At 62.6% G+C, this 21,265-nt stretch carries 18 protein-coding genes; 6 read left to right on the top strand and 12 right to left on the bottom strand.

Annotation, left to right across the window (positions count from 1 at the left end; translation table 11 throughout):
* The first annotated feature begins 10 nt into the window (after nucleotides 1-10).
* Together chrA and E4631_RS13285 are read left to right on the top strand one after the other, a co-directional pair.
* On the top strand, nucleotides 11-1,261 hold the full coding sequence (gene chrA, locus E4631_RS13290; RefSeq protein WP_133659343.1) for a chromate efflux transporter: 1,251 nt from the start codon (nucleotides 11-13) through the stop codon (nucleotides 1,259-1,261).
* Nucleotides 1,262-1,339: 78 nt separating this feature from the next.
* Entirely contained in the window at nucleotides 1,340-1,798 is a 459-nt protein-coding gene (locus E4631_RS13285) for a hypothetical protein (protein ID WP_133659190.1), read from the top strand.
* Nucleotides 1,799-1,806: 8 nt separating this feature from the next.
* On the opposite strand, the gene E4631_RS13280 is transcribed toward E4631_RS13285, so the two are convergent.
* Both E4631_RS13280 and E4631_RS13275 read right to left on the bottom strand, forming a co-directional pair.
* Nucleotides 1,807-2,901 (bottom strand): lipocalin-like domain-containing protein, encoded by a 1,095-nt coding sequence (locus tag E4631_RS13280; RefSeq protein ID WP_133659189.1) that lies wholly within the window; start codon nucleotides 2,899-2,901, stop codon nucleotides 1,807-1,809.
* Between the two features lie 49 nt (nucleotides 2,902-2,950).
* Nucleotides 2,951-3,748 carry a carboxypeptidase-like regulatory domain-containing protein gene (locus E4631_RS13275; protein ID WP_166648211.1) on the bottom strand — a complete coding sequence of 266 codons (798 nt, stop codon included), beginning with the start codon at nucleotides 3,746-3,748 and terminating at the stop codon, nucleotides 2,951-2,953.
* A 115-nt stretch (nucleotides 3,749-3,863) separates the two neighbouring features.
* On the opposite strand from E4631_RS13275, the gene E4631_RS13270 reads away from it, so the two are divergent.
* Nucleotides 3,864-5,633: an amino acid permease gene (locus tag E4631_RS13270; protein WP_133659187.1), complete on the top strand. Its 1,770-nt coding sequence runs from the start codon at nucleotides 3,864-3,866 to the stop codon at nucleotides 5,631-5,633.
* Between the two features lie 11 nt (nucleotides 5,634-5,644).
* On the opposite strand, the gene E4631_RS13265 is transcribed toward E4631_RS13270, so the two are convergent.
* Nucleotides 5,645-6,655, bottom strand: a complete 1,011-nt coding sequence (locus E4631_RS13265; protein ID WP_133659186.1) for an endonuclease/exonuclease/phosphatase family protein — start codon at nucleotides 6,653-6,655, stop codon at nucleotides 5,645-5,647.
* A 280-nt stretch (nucleotides 6,656-6,935) separates the two neighbouring features.
* On the opposite strand from E4631_RS13265, the gene E4631_RS13260 reads away from it, so the two are divergent.
* Complete coding sequence (locus E4631_RS13260; protein WP_133659185.1) at nucleotides 6,936-7,490, top strand: transposase; 555 nt, start codon at nucleotides 6,936-6,938, stop codon at nucleotides 7,488-7,490.
* Between the two features lie 81 nt (nucleotides 7,491-7,571).
* Here E4631_RS13260 and E4631_RS13255 read toward each other — a convergent pair whose 3' ends face one another.
* Nucleotides 7,572-8,555 carry a DMT family transporter gene (locus tag E4631_RS13255; protein ID WP_133659184.1) on the bottom strand — a complete coding sequence of 328 codons (984 nt, stop codon included), beginning with the start codon at nucleotides 8,553-8,555 and terminating at the stop codon, nucleotides 7,572-7,574.
* A 103-nt stretch (nucleotides 8,556-8,658) separates the two neighbouring features.
* Between E4631_RS13255 and rpiA the strand changes: the two genes are divergently transcribed.
* Nucleotides 8,659-9,411: a ribose-5-phosphate isomerase RpiA gene (gene rpiA, locus E4631_RS13250; RefSeq protein ID WP_133659183.1), complete on the top strand. Its 753-nt coding sequence runs from the start codon at nucleotides 8,659-8,661 to the stop codon at nucleotides 9,409-9,411.
* Nucleotides 9,412-9,439: 28 nt separating this feature from the next.
* Here the strand turns inward: rpiA and E4631_RS13245 are convergent, their stop codons facing one another.
* From E4631_RS13245 to E4631_RS13225, 5 genes are all read right to left on the bottom strand, one after another.
* Nucleotides 9,440-12,025: a DUF5686 and carboxypeptidase-like regulatory domain-containing protein gene (locus tag E4631_RS13245; RefSeq protein WP_133659182.1), complete on the bottom strand. Its 2,586-nt coding sequence runs from the start codon at nucleotides 12,023-12,025 to the stop codon at nucleotides 9,440-9,442.
* Between the two features lie 220 nt (nucleotides 12,026-12,245).
* Nucleotides 12,246-13,580 carry a family 1 glycosylhydrolase gene (locus tag E4631_RS13240; protein ID WP_133659181.1) on the bottom strand — a complete coding sequence of 445 codons (1,335 nt, stop codon included), beginning with the start codon at nucleotides 13,578-13,580 and terminating at the stop codon, nucleotides 12,246-12,248.
* Between the two features lie 74 nt (nucleotides 13,581-13,654).
* Nucleotides 13,655-15,328 carry a GMC family oxidoreductase gene (locus E4631_RS13235; RefSeq protein ID WP_133659180.1) on the bottom strand — a complete coding sequence of 558 codons (1,674 nt, stop codon included), beginning with the start codon at nucleotides 15,326-15,328 and terminating at the stop codon, nucleotides 13,655-13,657.
* Nucleotides 15,329-15,422: 94 nt separating this feature from the next.
* Nucleotides 15,423-15,992, bottom strand: coding sequence for a gluconate 2-dehydrogenase subunit 3 family protein (locus E4631_RS13230; protein WP_133659179.1), 570 nt, complete (start codon nucleotides 15,990-15,992; stop codon nucleotides 15,423-15,425).
* Between the two features lie 83 nt (nucleotides 15,993-16,075).
* Nucleotides 16,076-16,981, bottom strand: coding sequence for an SDR family oxidoreductase (locus E4631_RS13225; RefSeq protein ID WP_133659178.1), 906 nt, complete (start codon nucleotides 16,979-16,981; stop codon nucleotides 16,076-16,078).
* Between the two features lie 421 nt (nucleotides 16,982-17,402).
* Here E4631_RS13225 and E4631_RS13220 point away from each other — a divergent pair, with 421 nt between their 5' ends.
* A complete protein-coding gene (locus E4631_RS13220; protein WP_166648210.1) occupies nucleotides 17,403-18,797 on the top strand; it encodes a S9 family peptidase in 1,395 nt (464 codons plus the stop codon).
* A 21-nt stretch (nucleotides 18,798-18,818) separates the two neighbouring features.
* On the opposite strand, the gene E4631_RS13215 is transcribed toward E4631_RS13220, so the two are convergent.
* From E4631_RS13215 to E4631_RS13205, 3 genes are all read right to left on the bottom strand, one after another.
* Nucleotides 18,819-19,991: a PA14 domain-containing protein gene (locus E4631_RS13215; RefSeq protein WP_133659176.1), complete on the bottom strand. Its 1,173-nt coding sequence runs from the start codon at nucleotides 19,989-19,991 to the stop codon at nucleotides 18,819-18,821.
* A gap of 66 nt (nucleotides 19,992-20,057) precedes the next feature.
* A complete protein-coding gene (locus E4631_RS13210; protein ID WP_133659175.1) occupies nucleotides 20,058-20,774 on the bottom strand; it encodes an SDR family oxidoreductase in 717 nt (238 codons plus the stop codon).
* Nucleotides 20,775-20,821: 47 nt separating this feature from the next.
* Nucleotides 20,822-21,256, bottom strand: a complete 435-nt coding sequence (locus tag E4631_RS13205) for a DUF2007 domain-containing protein (protein WP_133659174.1) — start codon at nucleotides 21,254-21,256, stop codon at nucleotides 20,822-20,824.
* Nucleotides 21,257-21,265: the final 9 nt, after the last annotated feature.

Here is a 21,265-nt window from a genome sequence, read left to right as displayed (position 1 = left end):
CTTTCCGGCCATGCTGGCCCCGCTGCGCCGGGCGGGCCGCCGGATGCGCCGGACGCGCAACTTCGTGTTTCTCAAAGACGTGGCGGCACTGGCCTGCACGGCCTTCGGCGGGCCGCAGGCGCACCTGGCCATGATGTTTCGGCAACTGGTAAACAAGCGCCAGTACCTCACCGCCGCCGAGCTGCTGGAAATACAGGCGCTGTGCGCGCTACTGCCCGGCCCCACCTCCACCCAGATAATGACGGCCATCGGCTTCCGGCTGGGCGGACCCAACCTGGCCTACCTCACGCTGCTGGTGTGGTGCCTACCCTCCGTAGTGCTCATGACGCTGGCGGGGCTGCTGCTCACGCGCTTCGATACGGCATTTACGGCGCACCTGGTGCAGTTTGTGCAGCCGGTGGCGGTAGGCTTCGTGGCGTTTTCGGCTTATCGCATCGCTGAGAAAGTCATTCATACTAAAACCTCGGTGGCGCTGCTGGTGGCGGCCGCCATGGTGGCGTATTTCTTTCAGCTACCGGGCGTGCTACCCCTGCTGCTGCTGGCCGGCGGCGTGGTCACGGCCCTGCGCTACCGCAAGCACGCCATCGTGCCCGATAAGAAGCCCATTCGGGTGGAGTGGGCCAACGGCGCGCTGTGGCTGGGCATTTTCCTGCTGGCGGCGGCGCTGGGTCATTACACGCAGCTGCTGCCGGTGCGCTTGTTTGAGAATTTTTACCGCAACGGCTCGCTCGTTTTCGGCGGCGGGCAGGTGCTGGCACCGCTGCTCTTCGCCGAGTTTGTGGAGTATAAGCACTACCTCACGGGGCCCGAGTTTCTGTCGGGGCTGGGGTTGGTGCAGGCGCTGCCGGGGCCCAATTTCTCGTTTGCTTCCTACATCGGGGCGCTGGCCATGCGGCCGCTGGGCGGTACTGGCCCGCAGCTGCTGGGCGCGGCGGTGGGCGCGGTGGGCATCTTCCTGCCCGGCACTTTCCTGATATTTTTCGTTATTCGCTTCTGGGACAGCCTGCGCCAATACCGCGTGGTGAAGGCCTCGCTCGAAGGCGTGAATGCCGTGAGCGCCGGCCTGGTTTGCGCGGCGGCGCTGCTGCTCTACCACCCGCTGCCCGACCGCCTCCTACCCCTGCCCGGCGCGCTGGCCCACTGGCACCTGCCGCTCAACCCGCTGCTAGTAGGCACTACTTTTTTGCTGCTTCTCTGGGAGCGCGTGCCCAGCGTGGCCATAGTGGTAGTAGCCCTGCTAGCGGGCATGCTGGTGAGGTAACATGCACGTAATCAGCGTTAAGTAGTTCAAGACTAACAGGGTCAACACTGTTATTTAGCCTTCTCAATACCAGTAGTTATGCTTAAAGCCCTGGGCCTTGTGGTGTTGGTAGTAAGCTTAGGCGGCTGTGGTCGGCGTCCGACCGAGCAGCGCGTAGACGTTTCCCTTGCCAGTAAATTAATCGCGAATAACCAGCTGGCCAGTTTCAGCTTTTGCAAGGAAGAGGTGGTTGCCTGGGATAGTATACTGGTTTTGAAGCCTTACTGCCCCTTGGCGGAAGTAGAGCGCTTCGGGATAAACAACTATCTGACTACGAAGCTGCTGGTGACTAACCAAGCGCAAGACGACCTTAACTGCACGCTCGTTTTTCTAGAAAAAGGGTCCTGCGTGGGCTACAGCGTAATCTCCAGGCAAATTGTGGATTTATCGAGGCTTACCAACGAAAAGGACTTCGGCTTTGCCTTGATAACTAAGCACAACTGCGTAAAAAAGCTGTACCGTAATAAGACGTACGGTGGTGTTTCTATGGTTGATTAGCAGCCGAACTACCGGTTTGTAATCTCCACGTAGGCCTTGCCCGTCACGGGCTGGCCGTTGTGCGTGCCCGTGACCTTGCACATACCTTCCCAGTAGTACATGGTGAAGGCGTGGAAGAAGCGCAGGCCCAGCTCCTGGTTGGCTACCAGCGGCTCCACGGTGAGGTCGTAGCCCTGGGCGGGCACCTGCACGCGCCACTTGGCGGGGTATTTTTTCTTCGACTTGGGGCTGGTCCAGTAGGTAAGGGGCGTGAGCTGAAAGTCGGTGCCCGTGAGGTGCACATTCTCATTAATGGCGCTGAAAAAGGAGCCGTTGTTGAGCGTTTGGCCCGTTTCGGCACTGCGCAGCGTGTTGAGCATCAGCTCCGTGCGCTGGGGTACTTCGGCCACGGGGGGCTCATCAAGCTGGATGCTGAGCCAATCCCAGCCCACGCCTTTGCTCACGATGCTGGTGCAGTTCCACTGGCGGTCGTACCAGAGGTCGCCGGTTACCTGGTGGGTTTTGCCGGCCACCGTGAGGGTGCCCGTGGTGGCCAGGCGGGGGTAGGAATAGTAGCCCGCCGTGATGCCCTGGCCGTAGTTTTCGTAGCCGGTGCCGCCGTGCAGCAGCACGGGCTTGGTGGGTTTGGTGCTGAGGTTGAGGGCGTAGCCAGCGTTGTTCTTGCCCGTGAGGGCAGCCTCGAACTGGTAGGTGCCCTCCTGCCCGTCAAACTTCCAGACCTGCCCGGCTTTGTGCTCGCGCAGGCGCACGGGCAGCGAGTCGGTGAGCAGGCGCGGCAGCTTGCCGAGCTTGTAGTCGTAGTTGAATTTCTGCCCCTTGGGGTCGGTAATGGCCACGTTCACCATCTGGTAGTCGTCTTTGCCATCTTTCAGGTTGAAGTGAAAAAAGACGTACTCAATGCCAAATTCCTCGCCGGTGGCCTGGTCGTGCAGGTGGCCGGTGAGGTACCACCATTCCAGCGAGTTTTTGGGGTGCACGGCCTCCTCGTGGGGCAGCTCGGCGCGGGTGGCGGTGGGGTTGAAGCGGGTAGTCGGAACCGGCTTAAAGGTGGAGCAGGCCGAAATGAGCAGCGTGAGCAGCAAGGCCAGGGGTAGTCGCATCATACCCTACCACAAGGATTTTGGGGGGTAAAAAGTTTGCCAGATAGTTGCCCTACTCACGCCGAAAAGGCCGGGCCAGCCAGCGAAAAAAAGACCGGTTGTGACTCGCTGGCTGAGTGGCCGGCGGAACAAGTACGGTGCTAATTACCCCGCCAGTTATATCTGTATGGTGAACAAATGCATAAGCCATTACCTCGACGCCAGCCGCTGCGGGGTCGGCCTCAAGTGCCAGTTCAAGGGTAGGGGCCGCAGCTAGGAGTGGCACCGTTTGCGAGCGGTAGCCTGCCAGGTGCAGGACGAGCGTGTGCGGCGCGCGCCCAAGTGGCAGCCGCAGGCTGAAATGGCCCGTCGAATCGGTGCTGGTCTGCTGGTTTTCGCCCTTCAAAAAAATCGCTACCCCCACCAGTGGTACCTGCGTGGCCGCATCGCGCACCACACCGCGCAATTGCTTAGGAGTGGTAGTAATGGGAGCTTTTTCAGTAGTTTGCTTCTGTGAGTGGTGGGTATAAGATGCGGCAAGCGGCTGCGAGCCAGCTCGCAGGCTACTGCCCTCCCGAAGGCCCCAGGCGGCTACGGCGGCTGCTAGCCAAGTGCGCCAGCGGCTGCTGGCAGCCATCGTAGTAGCGGGCACCAACGGCCGATTTAGCTGGTCGGCTCGCAAGCGTCCGCAGGTTTCGCCCGCGCCCAGCTGCCGGAGGTAGGCTAAAATTTCGGTATCCGTTTTCTCCGTAAAATCAACTACCGTCTTGGTGCACGCGGCGCAGTGGCGGCCGTCGCTGGTAGGCGTCATAGCAGCCCAGGGCTGCGAGCAGGAGGTAGGGATGCGGACGGCAATAGGGCGCTGAGTCATAAAGCAAAAGGTAAGAGTCGCTTTCCCTTCCGATGCTGGGCCGTGCCCGATTGCACACACCTCGTCCGTATCTTGGCCGTTTACTAGTTTGCGCGCCCAATCTCTTCCCGGCCGAATGCCTCCCACTCCTAACTCACTCTTTCGCCGCAAAACCATCGCGGCCATCCTTGCCAACCCGCCCGCCGATGCTGGGGGCCACGGTGGCCCCGGCGGCGGCCTGGCCCGCCACCTCACCGTGCGCGACCTCACCGGCCTTGGCATCGCGGCCATTATCGGGGCCGGTATTTTCTCTACTATCGGCCAGGCCAGTCTTAATGGCGGGCCGGCGGTGTCGCTGCTGTTCGTGTTCACGGCGGTGGCCTGCGCGTTTTCGGCGCTGTGCTACGCGCAGTTTGCGGCCACTATCCCGGTCAGCGGCTCGGCTTATACCTACGCTTACACCTCGTTTGGGGAGCTCGCGGCCTGGATTATCGGCTGGGCGCTCATCATGGAATACGCGGTGGGCAATATCGTAGTGGCCATTTCGTGGAGCGATTACTTCACCGGCCTGCTCGACAGTGTGGGGCTGCACATTCCGCGCTGGCTCACGATGGGCACTCAGAGCGCCCACGCCGGCTACGAAGCCGTGATGGCCCTCATGCAGGGCGGCCAGCCCTTGAGCGCCGCCAGCCCCTCGCAGCTCGAAGCCTACTACGCCTGGGCCAATGCCCCGGAGCTGTTCGACGGCCTGCGGCTGGTCGTCGATTTACCGGCCTTTGGCATCACGGTGGCCATCACGGCGCTGGTGTACGTGGGTATCAAGGAAAGTAAAAATGTCTCCAACCTACTGGTGGTGTTGAAGTTAATTATTGTGGCTGTGGTCATTGCGGTGGGCGTGTTCTACGTAAAACCGGCCAACTGGTCTCCCTTCGCGCCCAACGGCATCGGTGGGGTGCTCAAGGGCGTGTCGGCCGTATTCTTCGCCTACATCGGCTTCGACGCCATCTCCACCACGGCCGAAGAGTGCAAAAACCCGCAGCGCGACCTGCCCAAGGCTATGATGTATGCGCTCATCATCTGCACGGTACTCTATGTTATTGTCACGCTGGTACTCACTGGCATGGTATCGTATAAAGAGCTGGGAGTAGGCGACCCGCTCTCGTTCGTGTTTGCCAAAGTAGGGCTGCCCCGGCTCTCGGCGCTGGTGGCGGTGAGCGCGGTGTTTGCGATGGCTTCGGTGCTGCTGGTGTTTCAGCTGGGCCAGCCGCGCATCTGGCTCACCATGAGCCGCGACGGCCTCCTACCCCCCATTTTTGCGCGGGTGCACCCCAAGTTACACACGCCCTCATTCAGCACCATCGTCACGGGCGTTTTTGTAGGCGTGCCGGCCCTGTTTCTGAACATGGATTTGGTGGTCGATTTGACTAGCATCGGCACGCTGTTCGCCTTCGCGCTGGTGTGCGGCGGCATCCTCATTATCGACCCCTACGGCAAGTCGGATGCCCGCTTCACGGTGCCCTACATCAGCGGCCGCTGGCTGATACCGCTGCTACTGGTAGGTGCCGGCTACCTGCTTTGGCGCTACGACCACGGCACCATCGTCAAGCTGATTGAAGATACCGACGGCACCACGGCCAGCCGCACCGGCGAAGGCTACTACAGCGTTTTCCGCCACCAGATTCCGTACCTGGTGTTTATCATGGCCTCGCTGGCCATCATGGTCGTCACGTTCCAAAAGAAGCTCTCGCTGCTGCCGGTGCTGGGCCTGCTCACCAACCTCTACTTGATGACGCAGCTGGGCATCAACAACTGGACGATGTTCCTGATTTGGCTGCTCATCGGGCTGGCGATTTACTTCACTTATGGCTACAAGAATTCGAAGCTGAATAGGGGGGTAGTAGGCTAAGTGCAAAGGCGCTAATTTCTGCTCAGCACCAGCTCGGTCAGCAGCGGAAAGTGGTCGGAGCCCACGGCGGGCGGCCGCGTCAGCGACACTACCCGAAACTGGGGCGTCACAAAAAAATGGTCGAGGGGCCAGCGCATGAGCACCGGAACGTGGGCGTCGAAAGTGGGGTAAATGCCGCGCCCCACGCTGATGTCGTGCACTGGCCCCTCGACTATGAGCTGGTGAATACTGCTCGACCACGACACGTCGTTGAAGTCGCCGGCCACCAGGGCGGGGCCCGGCGTTTGGCGCAGCAGCCGGGCCACTTTGTGCAGCACCTGGTTGCGCAGGCCCACGCCATCGGGGTAATTATCAGGAATTGGGGGGGTAGGGTGAATGCCGAAAAACGTGAATGTGCGGCCATCGGCCAGGCGCATCCCCGTGATGATGGAGGGCACACCCGGCTGCTCCAGGTTTTGGGTATGCGGGTTCAGCAGGGATAGGCGCGAGTACAGTACCATGCCGTAGGCGTCGGGGCGCGGTAGTTCGAGGCGATACGGATAGTCGGGCTGCAAGGGGCTTAGCGCCCGCGCCCACCAGTCGTTGGTTTCCATCGCCAGCAGCACGTCGGGGTGCGCATTCCGCACCATCTGGAGCAGGCGCGCGTCCTGCCGGTTGGTCATCAACACATTGATAACCAACACCCGCACGCGGCTGGTAGAGTCACGAGCCTGGGCGGGAGTAGCCGCCGCCACTGTTTGGGAAGACACCGGCAGGTAAGGCCATAAGAAGCTGGCCTGCACCACGCTGCCCGCGCCGCAGGCCAGCACCAGCGCCACCCACAGCAAGCGGTGCCGGGGCCACCCCAGCAGCAGCAGCCCTACCCCTGCTATCACCAGCACCGCCAGCGCTTGCAGCCGTGGAAAGCCTGTCACCTGCACCCACCACACCGGGGTAGGTAGCACCGAAACCAGCGTAAGTAGGAGCGCCAGTACCGCTAAGGTGGCCAGTAGGTAGCGAAAAATGCGCAGCGTTTGCTTCATACAGACGAGCTAACGGCCTCCTGCCACCGCACGTTGCCGAGGCTAGGCCACCGGGGCTGCCCCCGGCTGCAAGGCGGCCAGCAGCTTGCTGCCCACCGGGCTACCCCAGCCAGTTTTAGAAGTAGGGCTTGAAGTAGAACAAGGTATAAAGGAAGAAATACTGCTGGCTTCGTGCGTAAATTAACGCGCCGGGACAACGCCCCAGGTCTGGCGCCCGGCCGCCTAAGGAGCTGCTTGCCTCCCTGTGCGAAGAGTGTACCCGCACTTCCACTTCTCCTGCATGTCCCTCGGCGAAACCGTTTTGCTCACGCTACGCCTACCCGGCACCCTCCCGGCCGCCGCTACCCGCACGCTGCAAGCCGACTTGCGGGCGGCCCAGGCGGCCGGCCTCGACCATCGCCGCGCCCAGAAAGCCTTTTTTGCCAAATTCGACGCGGCCCTCGACCAAGCCAGCACCGGCCCACGCCACTTCGAAAACGAGAAAATGGCAGAAGTGCTGGCCGGTGAAATCATGATGCTCGAAGAAACCGGTTTCGTAGTGCAGGGCTTCGCCATCTTGCCCAACCACGCGCACCTCGTGCTGCACCTGCCCGCCCGCAGCGGCCTGGCCCTCGCCAAAGCTCTCGACCTGCTGCACCAGCGCACGGCCGCCGCCTGCCGCCGCCTCGTGCGCCCCAAGCTGCCACCCGAAGCCCCGTTCTGGCAGCCCGGCTGGCACGACTACCCCGTGGCCGATGCCGCCGAGCTGGCCCGTATTCTGGCCTACGTGGGCGGCCAGCCCCGGCAGGCAGGCCTTTCCCAGCGCTACCAAGAGTGGCCTTATGTAGATGGGTAAGTGAGTAAATGAGGAAAGAATTTTTAAAAACCTACTCAATTACCAATCGCCCATTTATCCCTTGCTCATCTACCCACTTACCTATCGTGCCCGGTGAATGATGAACACGCCGGCCAGAATAATGGCCATGCCTGCCGCGTGCCACAGGTTGAAAGCCTCGCCGTCGAGCGCACCCCAGGCCAACGCCACAATGGGAATGAGGTAGGTGCTCGACGAGGCAAAGAGCGTGGTGGAGCGCTGCAGCAGCATATTAAACAGCAGCGTAGCCACGGCCGTGCTCAGCGTGGCCAGCAGCGCGATGTAGCCAAACGCCGCCCACGCGCCCGGCACCGTAGCCAGCTTGTGCGCGAAACCCGTGCCCAGCAGTAAGTACGCCAGCGCCGGCCCCCCGATGATGAGCAGCAGCAGCGACGTCACGGCCACCGGCGTGAGCGCGTGCAGGCGGTGCTTTATCACGTTCACACTGAGGCCGTAGCCCACGGTGGCCACCACAATGTAGCCGCCGTACCAAGCGTTGCCCACGCCGCCGGCCGGGGCATTGGTGCTGGCGCTGCCACCCAGCAGCATCAGCACCACCGTGCCCAACAGGCCCAGCCCGATGCCCAGCACCCGCGCCCCGGTGAGGCGCTGCCCAAAAAACAGCGCGCCCACGAGTAGCGCAAACACTGCCGTGAGGGCATTGAGCACGCCCGCCAGCCCCGAGGCCAGCCGCGTTTCGGCGTAGGCAAATAAAAATGCCGGAATGAGTGTGCCTACCGTGCCGCTGAGCGCCAGCCATTTGAGCCGACTCCGCTCGACGCGCCCCATTTCGCGCAGCGCAAACGGCAGCAGCAGTAGCGCCGCCACGCTCACCCGCGTAGCCCCTAGCTCCAGCGCCGAAAACACTACTAGCCCCTTCTTCATCAGAATAAACGACGTGCCCCAGATGAGCGACAGCACCAGCAGCAGCGCCCAGGCCGCCACCGAGGGCGCCGGGCTGGCCGGCGCCACCGCGGGCGCTGCGGCCGGGGGCGTCAGCTCGGCAGGCGTGGTGGGGGCGAGGGGGGGTAGGGCGGGGGCGGGCATGCGGCAAAATTACGCCCGGCGGCCGCGCCCGGTTGGCCCGCCGCTGGCGGCGCTGCCGTAACATTGCCCCAGGTTTTATATCCGCTACTTAGCCCTACCCCCCATGACTGCGCCCAACGCCCCCGCCCTCTCGCCCCAGGAACAGGAAAAAGCCCAGGCCGCCGCCGCTGCCGTGGGCTGGGTACGCGATGGCATGGTACTGGGCCTGGGCACCGGCACCACGTCGGCCCACTTCATTACCCAGCTTGGCGAGCGGGTGCGCCAGGGCCTGAAAGTGCAGGGCCTCGCTACCTCGGTGGCCAGCGAGGCGCTGGCGCGGCAGGTGGGCATTCCGCTGCTGGAACCCCGGCGCGGCCTCACCTTCGACCTAGCCGTGGATGGCGCCGATGAGCTCGACCCCGAGCTGCGCCTCATCAAGGGTGGCGGCGGGGCGCTGCTGCGCGAAAAAGTACTCGAAACCGCCTCGCGCTACCTGCTCGTCATTGCCGATTCGAGCAAGCTGGTGCCGCGCCTAGGCCGGTTTCCGCTGCCCCTGGAGGTGGTGCCCTTCGCGCTGCCCTGGGTGCTCGATGCCGTGGAAAAGCTCGGCGGCGCGCCCGCCCTGCGCATGGCTAAAGACGACCCTAGCGCACCCGTTTACTCCGACCAGAAAAACCTGCTGGTAGATTGCCACTTCGGGCAAATTGCCGACGCCGAGCGCCTGGCCGCGCAGCTCAAAACCATCCCCGGTATTGTGGAGCACGGCCTGTTTCTGGGCCTGGCGCAGGCGGCCGTTATCATCCAGGATGGGCAGGCACAGGTGCTGCGCCCGGGCCAGAGCGCCCGGCCCGCCACCGAGTTTGCCGAGCTGCCGTAGGGGGGGTAGGGCCGCGCCCTACCCTGCCTCAGAGCCGGAACTGCGCGCCCACTTTGATGCCAAAGTTGCGCGGGTTCATGGAGTTAGGGTCGAGGTCGTGGTCTTCGCGGTAGGTGAGGCGGTGGATGAAGTCGACTCGAACAAACTTGAAGATATTTTCTATACCGTAGCCTACCTCCACGTAAGGCACCTTGTTCAGGCTTGGGTAAGGATATAACGTGCGGCCGCCGGGTAGCATCCGCATTTGCCGCTGGTTTTTATCCAGCAGGCCACCGTAGAGGGCATTGGCCGTGGCCACCAGGCGCCAGTTGAGGCTGCGGATGCCGGGAATAGCATTCAGGATAACGCCTTCGAAATGGTGGTCGAGCCGCACCGATACGGAGCGGTCGGTCACAAATTCAAAGTAGTTCATCAGGTTAAACGCATTGGCGTTGTAGAACGGGGTTTGATTGCCCAGCGGAATCTTTAGGAACGCGGCGGGCAGGCGGTCATTGGTGTAGTTGCCCTCCACTCGGTAGCTAAGGCGGCCAAAATAGCCCGCCGATACGGTTTGCGTCACCGCCAGGTTGAATTTCTGATAAGCCGCCCGCGACTCCGTAAAGAAATCGCGGCCGCCGATAATATAACGCAAGCTGAAAACCGGCCAGCGCTTAAGGCCAATGGCCCGGCGCCGGTTTTCGGCCTGCACCAGGTTCTCATCAGGGGCGTAGCGTGACTCCATCACCAACTCGGTCAACGTTACGTTGGTTAGGGCACCCTGGCCAAAATCGAGCGGCGTGAAATAGTCATTGAGATACTTCACGTTTTGTTCGCGCAGCGTTACCGACTGCGTGAAGCCGTGAAATAAATCGCGTTGCACGCCCAGCGTCATCAGGTCGCGCAGAACCGGCCGGCCCTCCGTGAAGCGCCCCCAGCGCGAAGCGGCTACGAAGAGATTGTTGTCGGGTAGGAAGTCGTTATCAAGCAAAGCAGCCTGCTCCACATCGTGGCGAAACTCGCCCGTTATTACTGTCCAGTGCCTGCGCTCGGCAATGTAATTGGCTTTTACGCCGTATTTCATGCGCCCATCATGGGTGCCGTAAGCCACGTAGGGCTGCAGCACCCAGTTGCGGCTGAACGCTGGCGTGGTGCGGAATCCGAAGCGAAAGCGGGCGCCTTCGTAGTTGTTGAAAGCGAAGGTGTTGATGATGGGCCCCAGCTCAATCTTGCTGTTTTCGCCCCCCACCCGCTTGTAGCCGTTGATAAAGACGTCAATCCAGTCGAGGGTATTGCGCACCGAGGGCAGCTCGCGGGCCGAGTCAAGCACGGCAAAGGTCTGGCGCTCGCTCAGGCTCAGGGTATCGGGCCGGTTTTTATCGAAGTAGCCCTCCGTTTCGCCTTTCTGCCGCAGGCCGCTCACCAGGCCGCTGGTTTCGTTGTCGGTGCCCGGCTCCATCACCGTCGACACGATGGGCTGGTTATAGAACGACCCGTCGTGCTCCACGTTGCGCCGAAAATCGGAGTTCACCGTGGTGAAGCGCACGCGCATGGCCGCCTGCTTATCACCCGGCTGGATGGCTACCACCAGGCGGGTGCGGGCGGCCAGGCCCGGCCCTTGGGCCGGCGGCGTCAGCTCCTGAAAAATGCGCAGGTCAGTCACGAAGTTGAGGTTGGCGTGCTCGCTGGCTATCACGTCGAGGCGGCGCAGGGCGTAGCCTTCCTTCGTAATCCAGATGGTGCCCGCGAAGGCCAAATCGTGCGAGCGCCGGGGCGTCACCCGGATTTTGTAACATACGTCCTGGCCCACCAGCAGCGAGTCCTGCAAGTCGTAGTCGTAGGTGAGGCGCCCGCCCGCCGAAATGGGCGAGATAAAGTCTTTACCCAGAATATTTTGCCAGTTAGGATAAAAGTCGAAGTTCTGGAAGTTCGAGCCCAGCATCTGGCTCAGCACCGAGCCCTCGCGAGGGCCGGCGCCGCGCATCTGCTTATGCTTGATGTCCTCGCGGCGGTGCAGGGGCGGGCCATACTTCACGTACACCTGCGAGCCTACCTCCGAGGCAAAGAGGGGTAGGGGCGCGTCGGGGTCGGCAGCGGCGGCGGCACCCTGGCGCACGGCCAGCGCCCGAATGTCCTTCACCACCTTGCGGTTGGCCATCGATTTGGGCAGGTCGGCCAGGCTCACCTCAATGCGGTTGTAGGAGCCAAACTCGGCCGAGCGCAGGGCAGTGCGCTCATTCTCGGGCTTGTGCTTCTGCACCTCGCGCAAGATGCGGAAGGCGGGATTTTCGGGCTGCCGCGAGCTTACTACTACTTCGGCCAGCGCTACCCCCCCGCCTTTCTTGAGGCGAAACAAAATGGTTTGCTGCGGGGCATCCGTCAGCTTGCGCCGCAGCGTCAGAAACCCCAGCGACGAAGCTGCCAGCGAGTCGGGCGCGTTTGCCACGGTAAGCTTGAATCTGCCCTCCACATCGGCCGTAATGCCCGTGCTGGTGCGGGGTACAAAGATGGACGCGAATGGCACGGGCTCGCCCGAGGTAGCCTCCACTACCTGCCCACTAAGGGTGATGCGTTGGGCCACTGCCAACTGCCCCGTCAATAGCAGGCCCAGCAGCAGTAGCGAAACGGTAAATTTCATATAATTAGAGCAATAGGCGCGGGATGGGCAAATAGAAGGTTGCGTCCGCAATTTACGCAAAGCACCGCTGCATAGCAACAAGTTCCGCCACCAATGGGCCGAATAAAAGTGTAAAGCCCATGCCCGCTCACTCAACCGCCCTACCCCCCTGCGCCAAGCCAACCGGGCGCAGGGGGGTAGGGCAGTAACAGGCCCTCCTAAAAAGCCAAATCGGGCCCTCTCAGACTTCTACTTTGAGGGTGGCCGGGCGGTCGGTTACCTCAAACAATTCGCCGTGGGGCACGATGGTAATCTGCCCGTATTCCTGCAAAAGCATCTTGTAGGCATCGGCTACGGGGCGGGGCTTGCGGTCGAGGTCGTAGAGGCCGCAGGCATTCACGGTGCCTTTTTTCTCGGCCAGGCCGTTTTCCCAGTCAATCTGGTCGATGAGCGAATACCACGTAAAGCCCAGCACCGGCACGCCTTCCTTGCGAATACGCAGGATGTTGACCCACTGCTTCCAGAGCCACAGCGGAGCTTCCTTAGCATCAAACACGTTGGTTTCGGTGTGCATCACCGGCTTCTTGTAGCGCTGGTAGTAGTCGTGGGTAATGGTATACCAGCCCAGCACGTCCATGCTGGTTTGAATGCTGCCGTCGGGCAGCATTATCTTCTCGTTGCGGCCGTAGTAGTCGTTGCCCATCACCTGGTAGCCGGGCGGCTCGCCGGCCATAAACCAGTCGTACTCGCGCCGAGTCATGCCGTTGTCGTAGAGGTAGTTGAGTACCTCGCCGTCGGGCTGATGGGCGTAGAGCAAGTCCAGCGAAGCAAAGCGCAGCTTGTTTTCCAGCTGCACGGCATCGGTGCGCTCGGCCCGCAGCTCGTGGGTAAACTCCGCCGATTCGCTCTGCACGATTACGCAGTCGGGCCGGTGCTTGGCAATGCGCTGAGTACCCATAATGCTGGCCGCTACCGTGTGCTTGAGCGCCGTCACAAACCCCTGGTCCGACTTCAGCTGCTCGTTCCAGACGCCATCCTTGGCGCTCGACCGGGCCGTGACGTAAATCTCGTTTACCGGCGTGTAGTAGCGCACCCAGGGGTAGCGCTTGGCCACTTCCTCGCAGTAGGCGGCGAAGTGCACCGGCAGCTCGGGGTTCTGAAAATTACCCAGCCAGTCGGGCACGCCAAAGTGCATCAAATCCAGAATGGGCGTGATGCCCAGGCGCTGCATTTCCGCCATGGCCAGGTCCGCGAATTCCCAGTCGTATTTATCGGGGCTCTGCTGAATGCTGTAGTAGGGCAATCCATAACGCAACACCTTCAGGCCCATTTCCTTCACCAGGCCCAGGTCTTCTTTGTAGCGATTGTAGTGGTCGCACTCGGCCAGCTGGTCGCGCCGGGTTTTGCCCTGGTCGATGGTTGGGTAGCTGCACTCAATGCCGGTGGCAAACATGAAGTTGTTAGGCAAACCCGTGGGTAGGCCGCTGCCATTGTGCCCACGCGCGCCCCCAAACTGGTCGCCCTCGTAGTCGCCGCTGCCAAAGTGGCTCTTGATTTCAGTTAGGAAGGATTTCATGAAGTGTAGGGTAAGCTTTAGCTTGCCTTTAATGAGTTAGCAGTCAATGATATAAAAGCAAACTAAAGCTCGCCCTACACGTTGTTCGCCAAAAACCGGTCGGCCGTGCGCAGGCTGAGCGCCATAATTGTCAGCGCCGGGTTTACGCTCAACGCGCTCGGAAACACCGAGTTATCGCAGATGTAGAGGTTGGGCACATCGAAGGCGCGGCCGTCGCGGTCCACCACGGCATCGTCGCCGCTCAGGCCCATGCGGGCCGTGCCGATGACGTGCGCATAGCGCTGAAACGACCAGATGTCGGTGGCGCCGGCGGCAGCCCAGATGTCGCGCATCACCTTCTCGGCGTGGGCGTTCATGCGGTGCTCGTTTTCCTGGGCCGTGAAGTGCAGGCGCGGCTTGGGCAGCTGGCGGGCGTCCTGCTCGTCGCTCAGCTCCAGGTAGTTGCTGGTGTGGGGCAGGCAGTCGCCCAAGATGTTGATGCCCGCGATGTGGTTGAACTGCCGCATGTAGTCGCGCAGCGGCTGGCCCCACAGCTTGCGCCCCCGCGCCACCTGGCCTGAAAACGTAACCGGCATCACGCCAATACTTTGCAGCAGGTAGCCGCCCACAAAGTCGGCATCTTTGGGCCGGTGCGTATCCTGCGAGATGAGGCCGCCCGGAATGCCTTTGTTCGGCCGCACCTCGTCGGGGAAAGTACCCCACACTTGCAGGCCGGGGTGGGCCATCAGGTTGCGGCCCACCTGCCCGCTGGTGAGGGCCAGCTCGTTGAGCAGCAGCAGGCGCGGCGTCTCAACCGAACCACCGCAGAGAAACAGGTTTTTGCAGGCCAAACGGTGGTTTTGGCCATTCTGCACGTACACCACTGCCGATACGTGGCCCCGCTCATTGCGCTCAATCTCCGTTACGAAGCTATTGGGCCGAATGTCGGCCCCATGCTTCACCGCCAGCGGAATAAACGTCACGTCCATGCTCGACTTCGCCCCGTTGGAGCAGCCAGCCTGGCAAAAGCCGCGGTTGGTGCAGGCCTCGCGCCAGCCTACCCCTTCCTGAAAGTAGCGAGCCGACAGCGCCGCGTTGGGCGCCGGTGAGGTCTGAATCCCAATCTTCTCAGCCCCGCGCACCATCAGCTGGGCGGCGCTATTGAGGGGCAGCGGAGCCATGGGGTAGCCCGTGGGCCGGGCTGGCCCCCAGGGGTAGGGGGTAGGGCCCGATACGCCGATAAAGCGCTCAACCTCGGCGTAGTATGGCGCCAGGTCGTCATAAGTCAGGGGCCAGTCTTCGCCCACGCCAAAGTCGCGCTTAATGTGCAGGTCGTCGGGCAGCGGGCGGGGCGTGTAGGCCGTGTAGTGCAGCGTTGAGCCGCCCACGCCGGTGCCCGAGTTGTTCTTGCCCATCGCCAGCGGGTCGCCGCCGGCAGCCAGCCGCTCATCGTTCCAAAATAGAAAATCCTGGGCGCGCTCGTCGGTGGCAAAGTCTTTTTCGGGGTTGTGCCAAGGGCCGGCTTCCAGGGCCACCACCTTCAGCCCGGCTTGGGCCAGGCGGGCCAGCAGCGGCGCGCCGCCCGCCCCCAGGCCAATCACGATGCAGTCCACTTCCTCCGTGGCGGGGGGTAGGGGTTGGGCTTTTTCTAGGGTACTATCGGCCGGGGCTATCTGGTTTTCGGCCAGCAACTCGCGCAGCAGTGGGTCCTGAATAGCCGGCTCGGTAGGCGTCAGCAGGCTTTCTTCAGCAATTTCTTCGTCGGGCATAAGACAGTGTAGGGTAAGCTTTAGCTTGCCGCCAAAATATAGAAGAATAAGAAATATATTATAAGAGAGAGTTTGCGGCAAGCTAGAGCTTACCCTACGCCTCGCGCGGCTCTTTTTCGTTGAGGCCGATTTTAGTCCAGGCGGGTAGGTCGGCGTAGCCGGTGTAACCAATTTCATCCTGCGCCCAAGGGTGGGCGTAGTAAGCCTCGGTCAGCTCGGCCAGCATCTCTTCGAAAAAGCGACCGGCCGGCAGCATCTGCCACACGGCGCCGGGCGGGTTTCCACTAGCCAGGGCTTCGATAACCTCGTCTTGCTTGGTTGCGTCAAGGGCTTCAAAATCAGTCTGAAACAAGCTTTGCGCAATTTCCTGAATACCGCCCAGGCCCAGGCGATACGCCTCGCGGTCGGGGGGTAGGGCGTCGTAGCGCCAGCCGTCGGCGCGGCCTTCAGTCAGGCGCTGGTCTACGGACGGCGCCAGCGGGATGGGTACCGACCGCTCGGGCTGCGGAAAAAGCCGGGCCGCCACCGCTTCGAGCAGCCGAAACGTTTCGGGGGCCAAAAACTGGGGCTCGTAAGCAGCTCCGGTTTCGGCCAGGCGCTGGCTGAGGGCCGCGTGGGTCGCCGCCGACACGTGCGACGAGGGTAGCAAATCCTGAGAGGTCATAAAAAAGAACAGGTTGAAGCCAATCTGCTAGCACTTGGTCCAACGGATTGCCTCCAACCTGAACGGTTAAATCGGTCAGATGTTTACTCGTCGCTGCTTAGTTTGCCGCCCGTCACGTGCACCAGCGCACCCGTCATGAACGAGCCATCTTGTGAAGCCAGCAGCACGTAGGCCGGGGCCAGCTCCTCGGGTTGGCCGGGCCGCTTGAGCGCCACCTCGTGGCCAAACTTGGCAATTTCGTCCAGCGGCATGGTGCCGGGGATGTTGGGCGTCCACACCGGGCCAGGCACCACGCAGTTCACCCGAATGTTGCGCTCGCCCAGGTACAGGGCCAATGACTTGGTAAGGGCATGAATACCCGCCTTGGTGCACGCATAGTCCACGAGCAGCGGAATACCCACGATACCCACAATGCTACCCGTGTTGATGATGCAGTCGCCACTTTTGAGGTGCGGAATTACGGCCTGCGCCATCCACATGTAACCCATAATATTGGTGTCGAACGTGCGCCGAATCTGGGCTTCCGAGATGTCCTCAAACTTCTCCTGCGCCATTTGAAAGGCCGCGTTGTTGACCAGAATATTCAGCCCACCCAACTCGTCCCGCACCCGCTGCACAGCCTGAAACGCCTGCTCGCGGTCGCGCACATCGAGTTGCAAAAGCTGGCACTTACGGTTTTCCTGCTCCACGAGGCGCTGGGTTTCTTGCGCATCCTCCTGGTTTTCATTGAATAAGATGGCCACGTTGGCCCCCTCTTTGGCAAAGGCAATGGCCACGGCGCGCCCAATACCCGAGTCGCCCCCAGTGATGAGGGCCACCTTGCCTTCGAGCTTGCCGGCGGCGCGGTAAGCGGCCAGGCTGCTCTGGGGTTGGAGCTCCATATCGGCCTGCTTGGCGGGGTAGGGCAGCTTTTGGGCGTGCCCTTTCATGTCTTTGGCGGTGGGGCGCGTGGGAGGCGCCGTAAAGTTGGTGGGTTTGGATGTAGGCATGGTGGAAAAGGCTAGCGAAGACCTAACTCTACGTATAAACCTGCCCGCGCGGCCAGCTTGCGCACTGCTAAGTCAGCACTTTTTCGCTCTCCCCAATGGCGAAACTACACTTGGGCACCCCTTCTCAATTCAACTGCTTTAGTAGGAGCAAAATAGGACTGTGGCAGGCTGGGGTTTTGCTCGCCAAGCAGGCGCATAAGTAAAGGTTCCTAAGTATAAATACCCCTAAGCAACCCAAAACGGCATGAATTTGGTATTTTGCAGGGATTATTGCGCTTCTACTCCCCACCTCCCGCCAGAGTTAAAATTTATGCAGAAATTATTACTTTTTTTACTTTGCTTAACCTGGGCCGGAATTGTCGGTGCCACGCCACGTGAGCCCGTTGAGCCACCTCGCTTGAGCGGGCAATGGCAGGGTCCGTTGAAAGTTCCTGGCGGCGCACTCACCCTGGTTATCACCATTGTGCCGCTCAGCAACGGCACGTACTACGCGGCGCTCGATGTGCCGCAGCAGCACATCAGCCGAATGCCCGTGGAAGTGGAGCTGAAAGATGACAACCTGACGCTGCGCATGGAGCAGGCGGGTAGCCGCTTCGAGGGTAAGGTGCTGGCGGGGGGTAGCCAGCTAAGCGGCACCTGGCAGCAGCCCGGCCTCAAAACGGAGCTGACGCTGAGCCGCGGCACGGCCCCCGCCGCCGCCCAGGCTACCAAAAAACTGCGCCTCACGCCGCCCTACCGCGAGTCGGAGGTGACTTTTTATAATCCGGACGATAAAATCAAGCTGCGCGGCACACTTACTCTGCCTAATGGCGAAGGACCCTTTGCCGCCGTGGCCCTCCTCTCCGACTCGGGCCCGCAAGACCGCGACTCGGAGCTTCAGGGCTACCGGCTATTCGGTATTCTGGCCGATTACCTCACCCGCCACGGCATGGCCGTGCTGCGCTTCGACGACCGGGGGGTAGGCAAGTCGGGTGGCGACTATGCCCGCTCCACCACCGCTGACCTAGTCGGCGATGCCCAGGCCGCGATGGAGTTCTTACGCAGCCGCCCTAATGTGGCCGCCTCGCAAGTGGGCCTGCTGGGCCACGGCGAAGGGGCCAACGTGGCCCTGCTGGCCGCCGCGGCTCCCGCTCCCGAAGAAGTGCCGGCCTTTGTGGTGTCCTTGGCGGGCTATGGGCAGCCGGGGCGCGATGTGCTGCGCCGCCAGCAGGGCGAGATTATGCGCCTGATTGGGGCCGACGGCGGCCAGATAAAAGCCGCTCAGGGCCTCTACGACCAGCTGATAGAAGCCGTGCGTCAAACGCCCAACCAGGCGGCGGCCCGCGCCAAGATTATCGCCCTGCTGCGCGGCAGCAACACGGGCGTGGATGAGGCAATGGCCCGCGCCCGCGCCACGCAGCTCACCTCGCCCTGGGCCCGCTTCTTTCTCGACTTTGACCCCGCCACCCGCCTGCCGCTGGTGCGCTGCCCAACCCTGCTACTCAACGGCACGGCCGATTTGCAGGTGGCGGCGGGCCGCAACCTGTCGGTGCTGCAACACGGCTTGCACCAGACCCATCAGCTTGTGCAAGCGCACCGCCTGGCGGGCGTCAACCACCTGTTTCAGCCCGACCGGGCGCAGTGGCCCATTGTGGCCGGCGAGCAGCAGCCGGCCTTTTCCCAAGAGGCCTTCAACTACTTGCGCGACTGGCTGCTACCCTATGTCAATCAGGCTAAAGCACCGGTGCCCGTAACGGTGCGCCGCGCCGCCCCGCGCCCCAAACCCCTTACGCCGCTACGCAGCCAGAGTCGCCGGGGCGTGGCCGCCGCCCGGTAGGTGCGCGTACTGCGTGTGCAGCTAGGGTAGGGCCCGCAGCACCACCCGGCGGTTGCGCGGGCGCTGGTCGGGCAGGCGGTTGTCGGCCACCGGGCGGGCGCCCCCGTAGCCCACGGCCCGCAGCCGCGCGGGCGCCACACCCTGCGTAGCCAGGTACTGGCACACGGCTTCGGCCCGCTGCCGCAAGAGCCGCTGGTTGATGGCCGGGTCGCCCTGGTTGTCGGTGTGGCCCTGCACTTCGAGGCGCAGGGTAGGGCGCTCGGCCAGGGCCATTGCTAGCGTGTCGAGGCTGGCCCGCACGGCCGGCAGCAAGTCGGCCTGGCCTTGCTCAAAATACAACGCCCTTAGCGTCACGGCTTGTCCGGCGGCCAGGCGAGCGGCCAAGATGCTGGTCCGGCCCGAGTCGGCTGGCGCGATAGCAGGCGGTGGTTGAATAACGGCCGGCGCGGGCGTAGCGGCCAGGGCCAGGTAGCTGCGGGGCCGCACTTTTGCAGTGGCCACCGGCGGCTTTGACAGCAGGGCCGCTTTGGTAGGGGCATCCTGGCGCGGGGAGATTATTTTAACTGGCTGGGGCTGAATAGCTGGTGGGATGGGCCGGGCGGGCGGCGCTGGCGGCTGGGCTGCCACCGTAGCCGGCAGCTGGCCATACAGGTAGCGCGCCGCAATAACAACGGGCCCGGCTTGCTCCTCGGCCCTGCCCCAGAGGTTGCGCCAGTTGCCGGGGGTAGGCCCCGCGGCGGGCGGCTCCCAGGCCAGCCGCATCCGTGTGGAGAAGGCATACTGGCAGTAGTCTATCCGCAGTGAATAGGGCTCCCCGGCCCGAAGGTCCACGGCCAGCTGGTAGTAGCTCAACGGCTGCCCCCGCCACTCATTGAGCAGCTCACGGCCATTCAGCCACAGCCGGATGCCATCATCTACGCTGATGTGCAGCACGTAGCGGCCCGTGGTGGGCGGCACCAGCCAGCCCGTCCAGCGCACCGAAAATTCCTCAGCCGCCAAGCCTGCTACCGGGCTTTGCTCGTGCCAGTCGAAGTTGATGACCGGGTCGCGCCGGGTCAGCACCTTGTGCTCAAAGTTGCGCCCGTCGTAGTAAGTCCCCACCAGGCCATCGCCGGCCTTGCGCGCCTGCGCCCCCGCGCCAAGGGGCAGCAACCCCAGCAGCCACCAGCAAAAATGCCACCCGTACCGCATCATACGGTACAGATGACATTTCTCTATAAATAGTTGCGAGCGGCTCAGCAAATGCTCTCCAGTAAGCACTTACCAGGGTAGGCGCTCGGCATCGTGGAAGTAGCCGCCAGTGGGGCCGTCGGCGGGCAGCAGGGCCAGGCGCACGGCAGTTTTGGCACCCTCGGCCACTTCGAGCGGGGCGTCGTCGCCACCCAAGGCCGTTTTGACCCAGCCAGGATGCGCGGCATTCACCTTGATGTCCGTGCCGGCCAAGTGCTGGGCCAGCACCACCGTGAGCATATTCAGCGCGGCCTTCGACGAGGTGTAGCCCGGCGTGGCCCAGCTACCCCCCTGCCCCTGGCTGATGGCCGTAAGCGACCCTAAAATACTGCTCTGGTTCACAATACGACCCGCCGGCGCCTGCCGCAGCAGCGGCAGCAAAGCCTGCGTAATGGCATAAGGCCCAATGACATTGGCCTCGTAGGTTTGGCGCAACGTATCAGGACTCACGTCGGGGCCATCGTCGAGCTGCACTCCGGCATTGTTCACCAGAATATCGAGCCGGCCGAAGGTTTGGTCAAAGTAGGGGGGTAGGGCCGCAATGTCGGCGGCGCTGGTCACGTCCAGCTCCACGGCGTGGGCATCGATACCCTCGGCGCGCAGCGCGGCGGCGGGCGCATCGGCCTTGCCCTGGCGGGCGCCCAGCACCACCACCATGCCTTGCTGGCCGAGCTGGCGGGCTATTTCCAGGCCCAGGCCCTTATTGGCCCCCGTGATGAGGGCAACTTTTGAAGCGTGCTTTTCCATGCCCCCTAAAGCCGGTCGGCCCATAAAAAGTTGTTGCTGCTACGGCTTCAAAAATTAAGGCCGCAGTGAAAGCAGTGGTGCGCCCGCCCTTGCAGGGGGTAGCGCCGCAACCGCGAAAGCAGCGCCACAAACCAATGCGCCGCGCCCGGCGCAGCTGCCGCATCGTAGCTCACCTCGTGCGAGCCGCAGCGCGGACACACTTGGCCATCAGTACTTTCCTCGGCAGGCTCGGCCAGGCCGCCGCGCGAGGCCTGCATCACGGTGGGCTCGCGCAGGGCCTCGGCAGCGCGGGCCGCGTCGCGCTCGTACACATGTAGCCGCACGCCGCCCGCCACCGGGCTATACATGCGGTTGAGCGACACCAGGTTTTCGTTGGTCAGAAAGCACGGAATACCCGCCGCCTCCAGCCGGGTGCGGGCCAGGTGGGCCGCCAGCGGCTCGTAGTACGAGTCGAGCACGATGATATTTTCTGAAGCGGGCACGGGAAAACT

This window comes from Hymenobacter sp. UV11 (assembly GCF_004684095.1).
Taxonomy (GTDB): Bacteria; Bacteroidota; Bacteroidia; order Cytophagales; family Hymenobacteraceae; genus Hymenobacter.
Note: the sequence above shows the minus strand (reverse complement) of the source record. Positions and strands in the feature narration are given on the sequence as shown.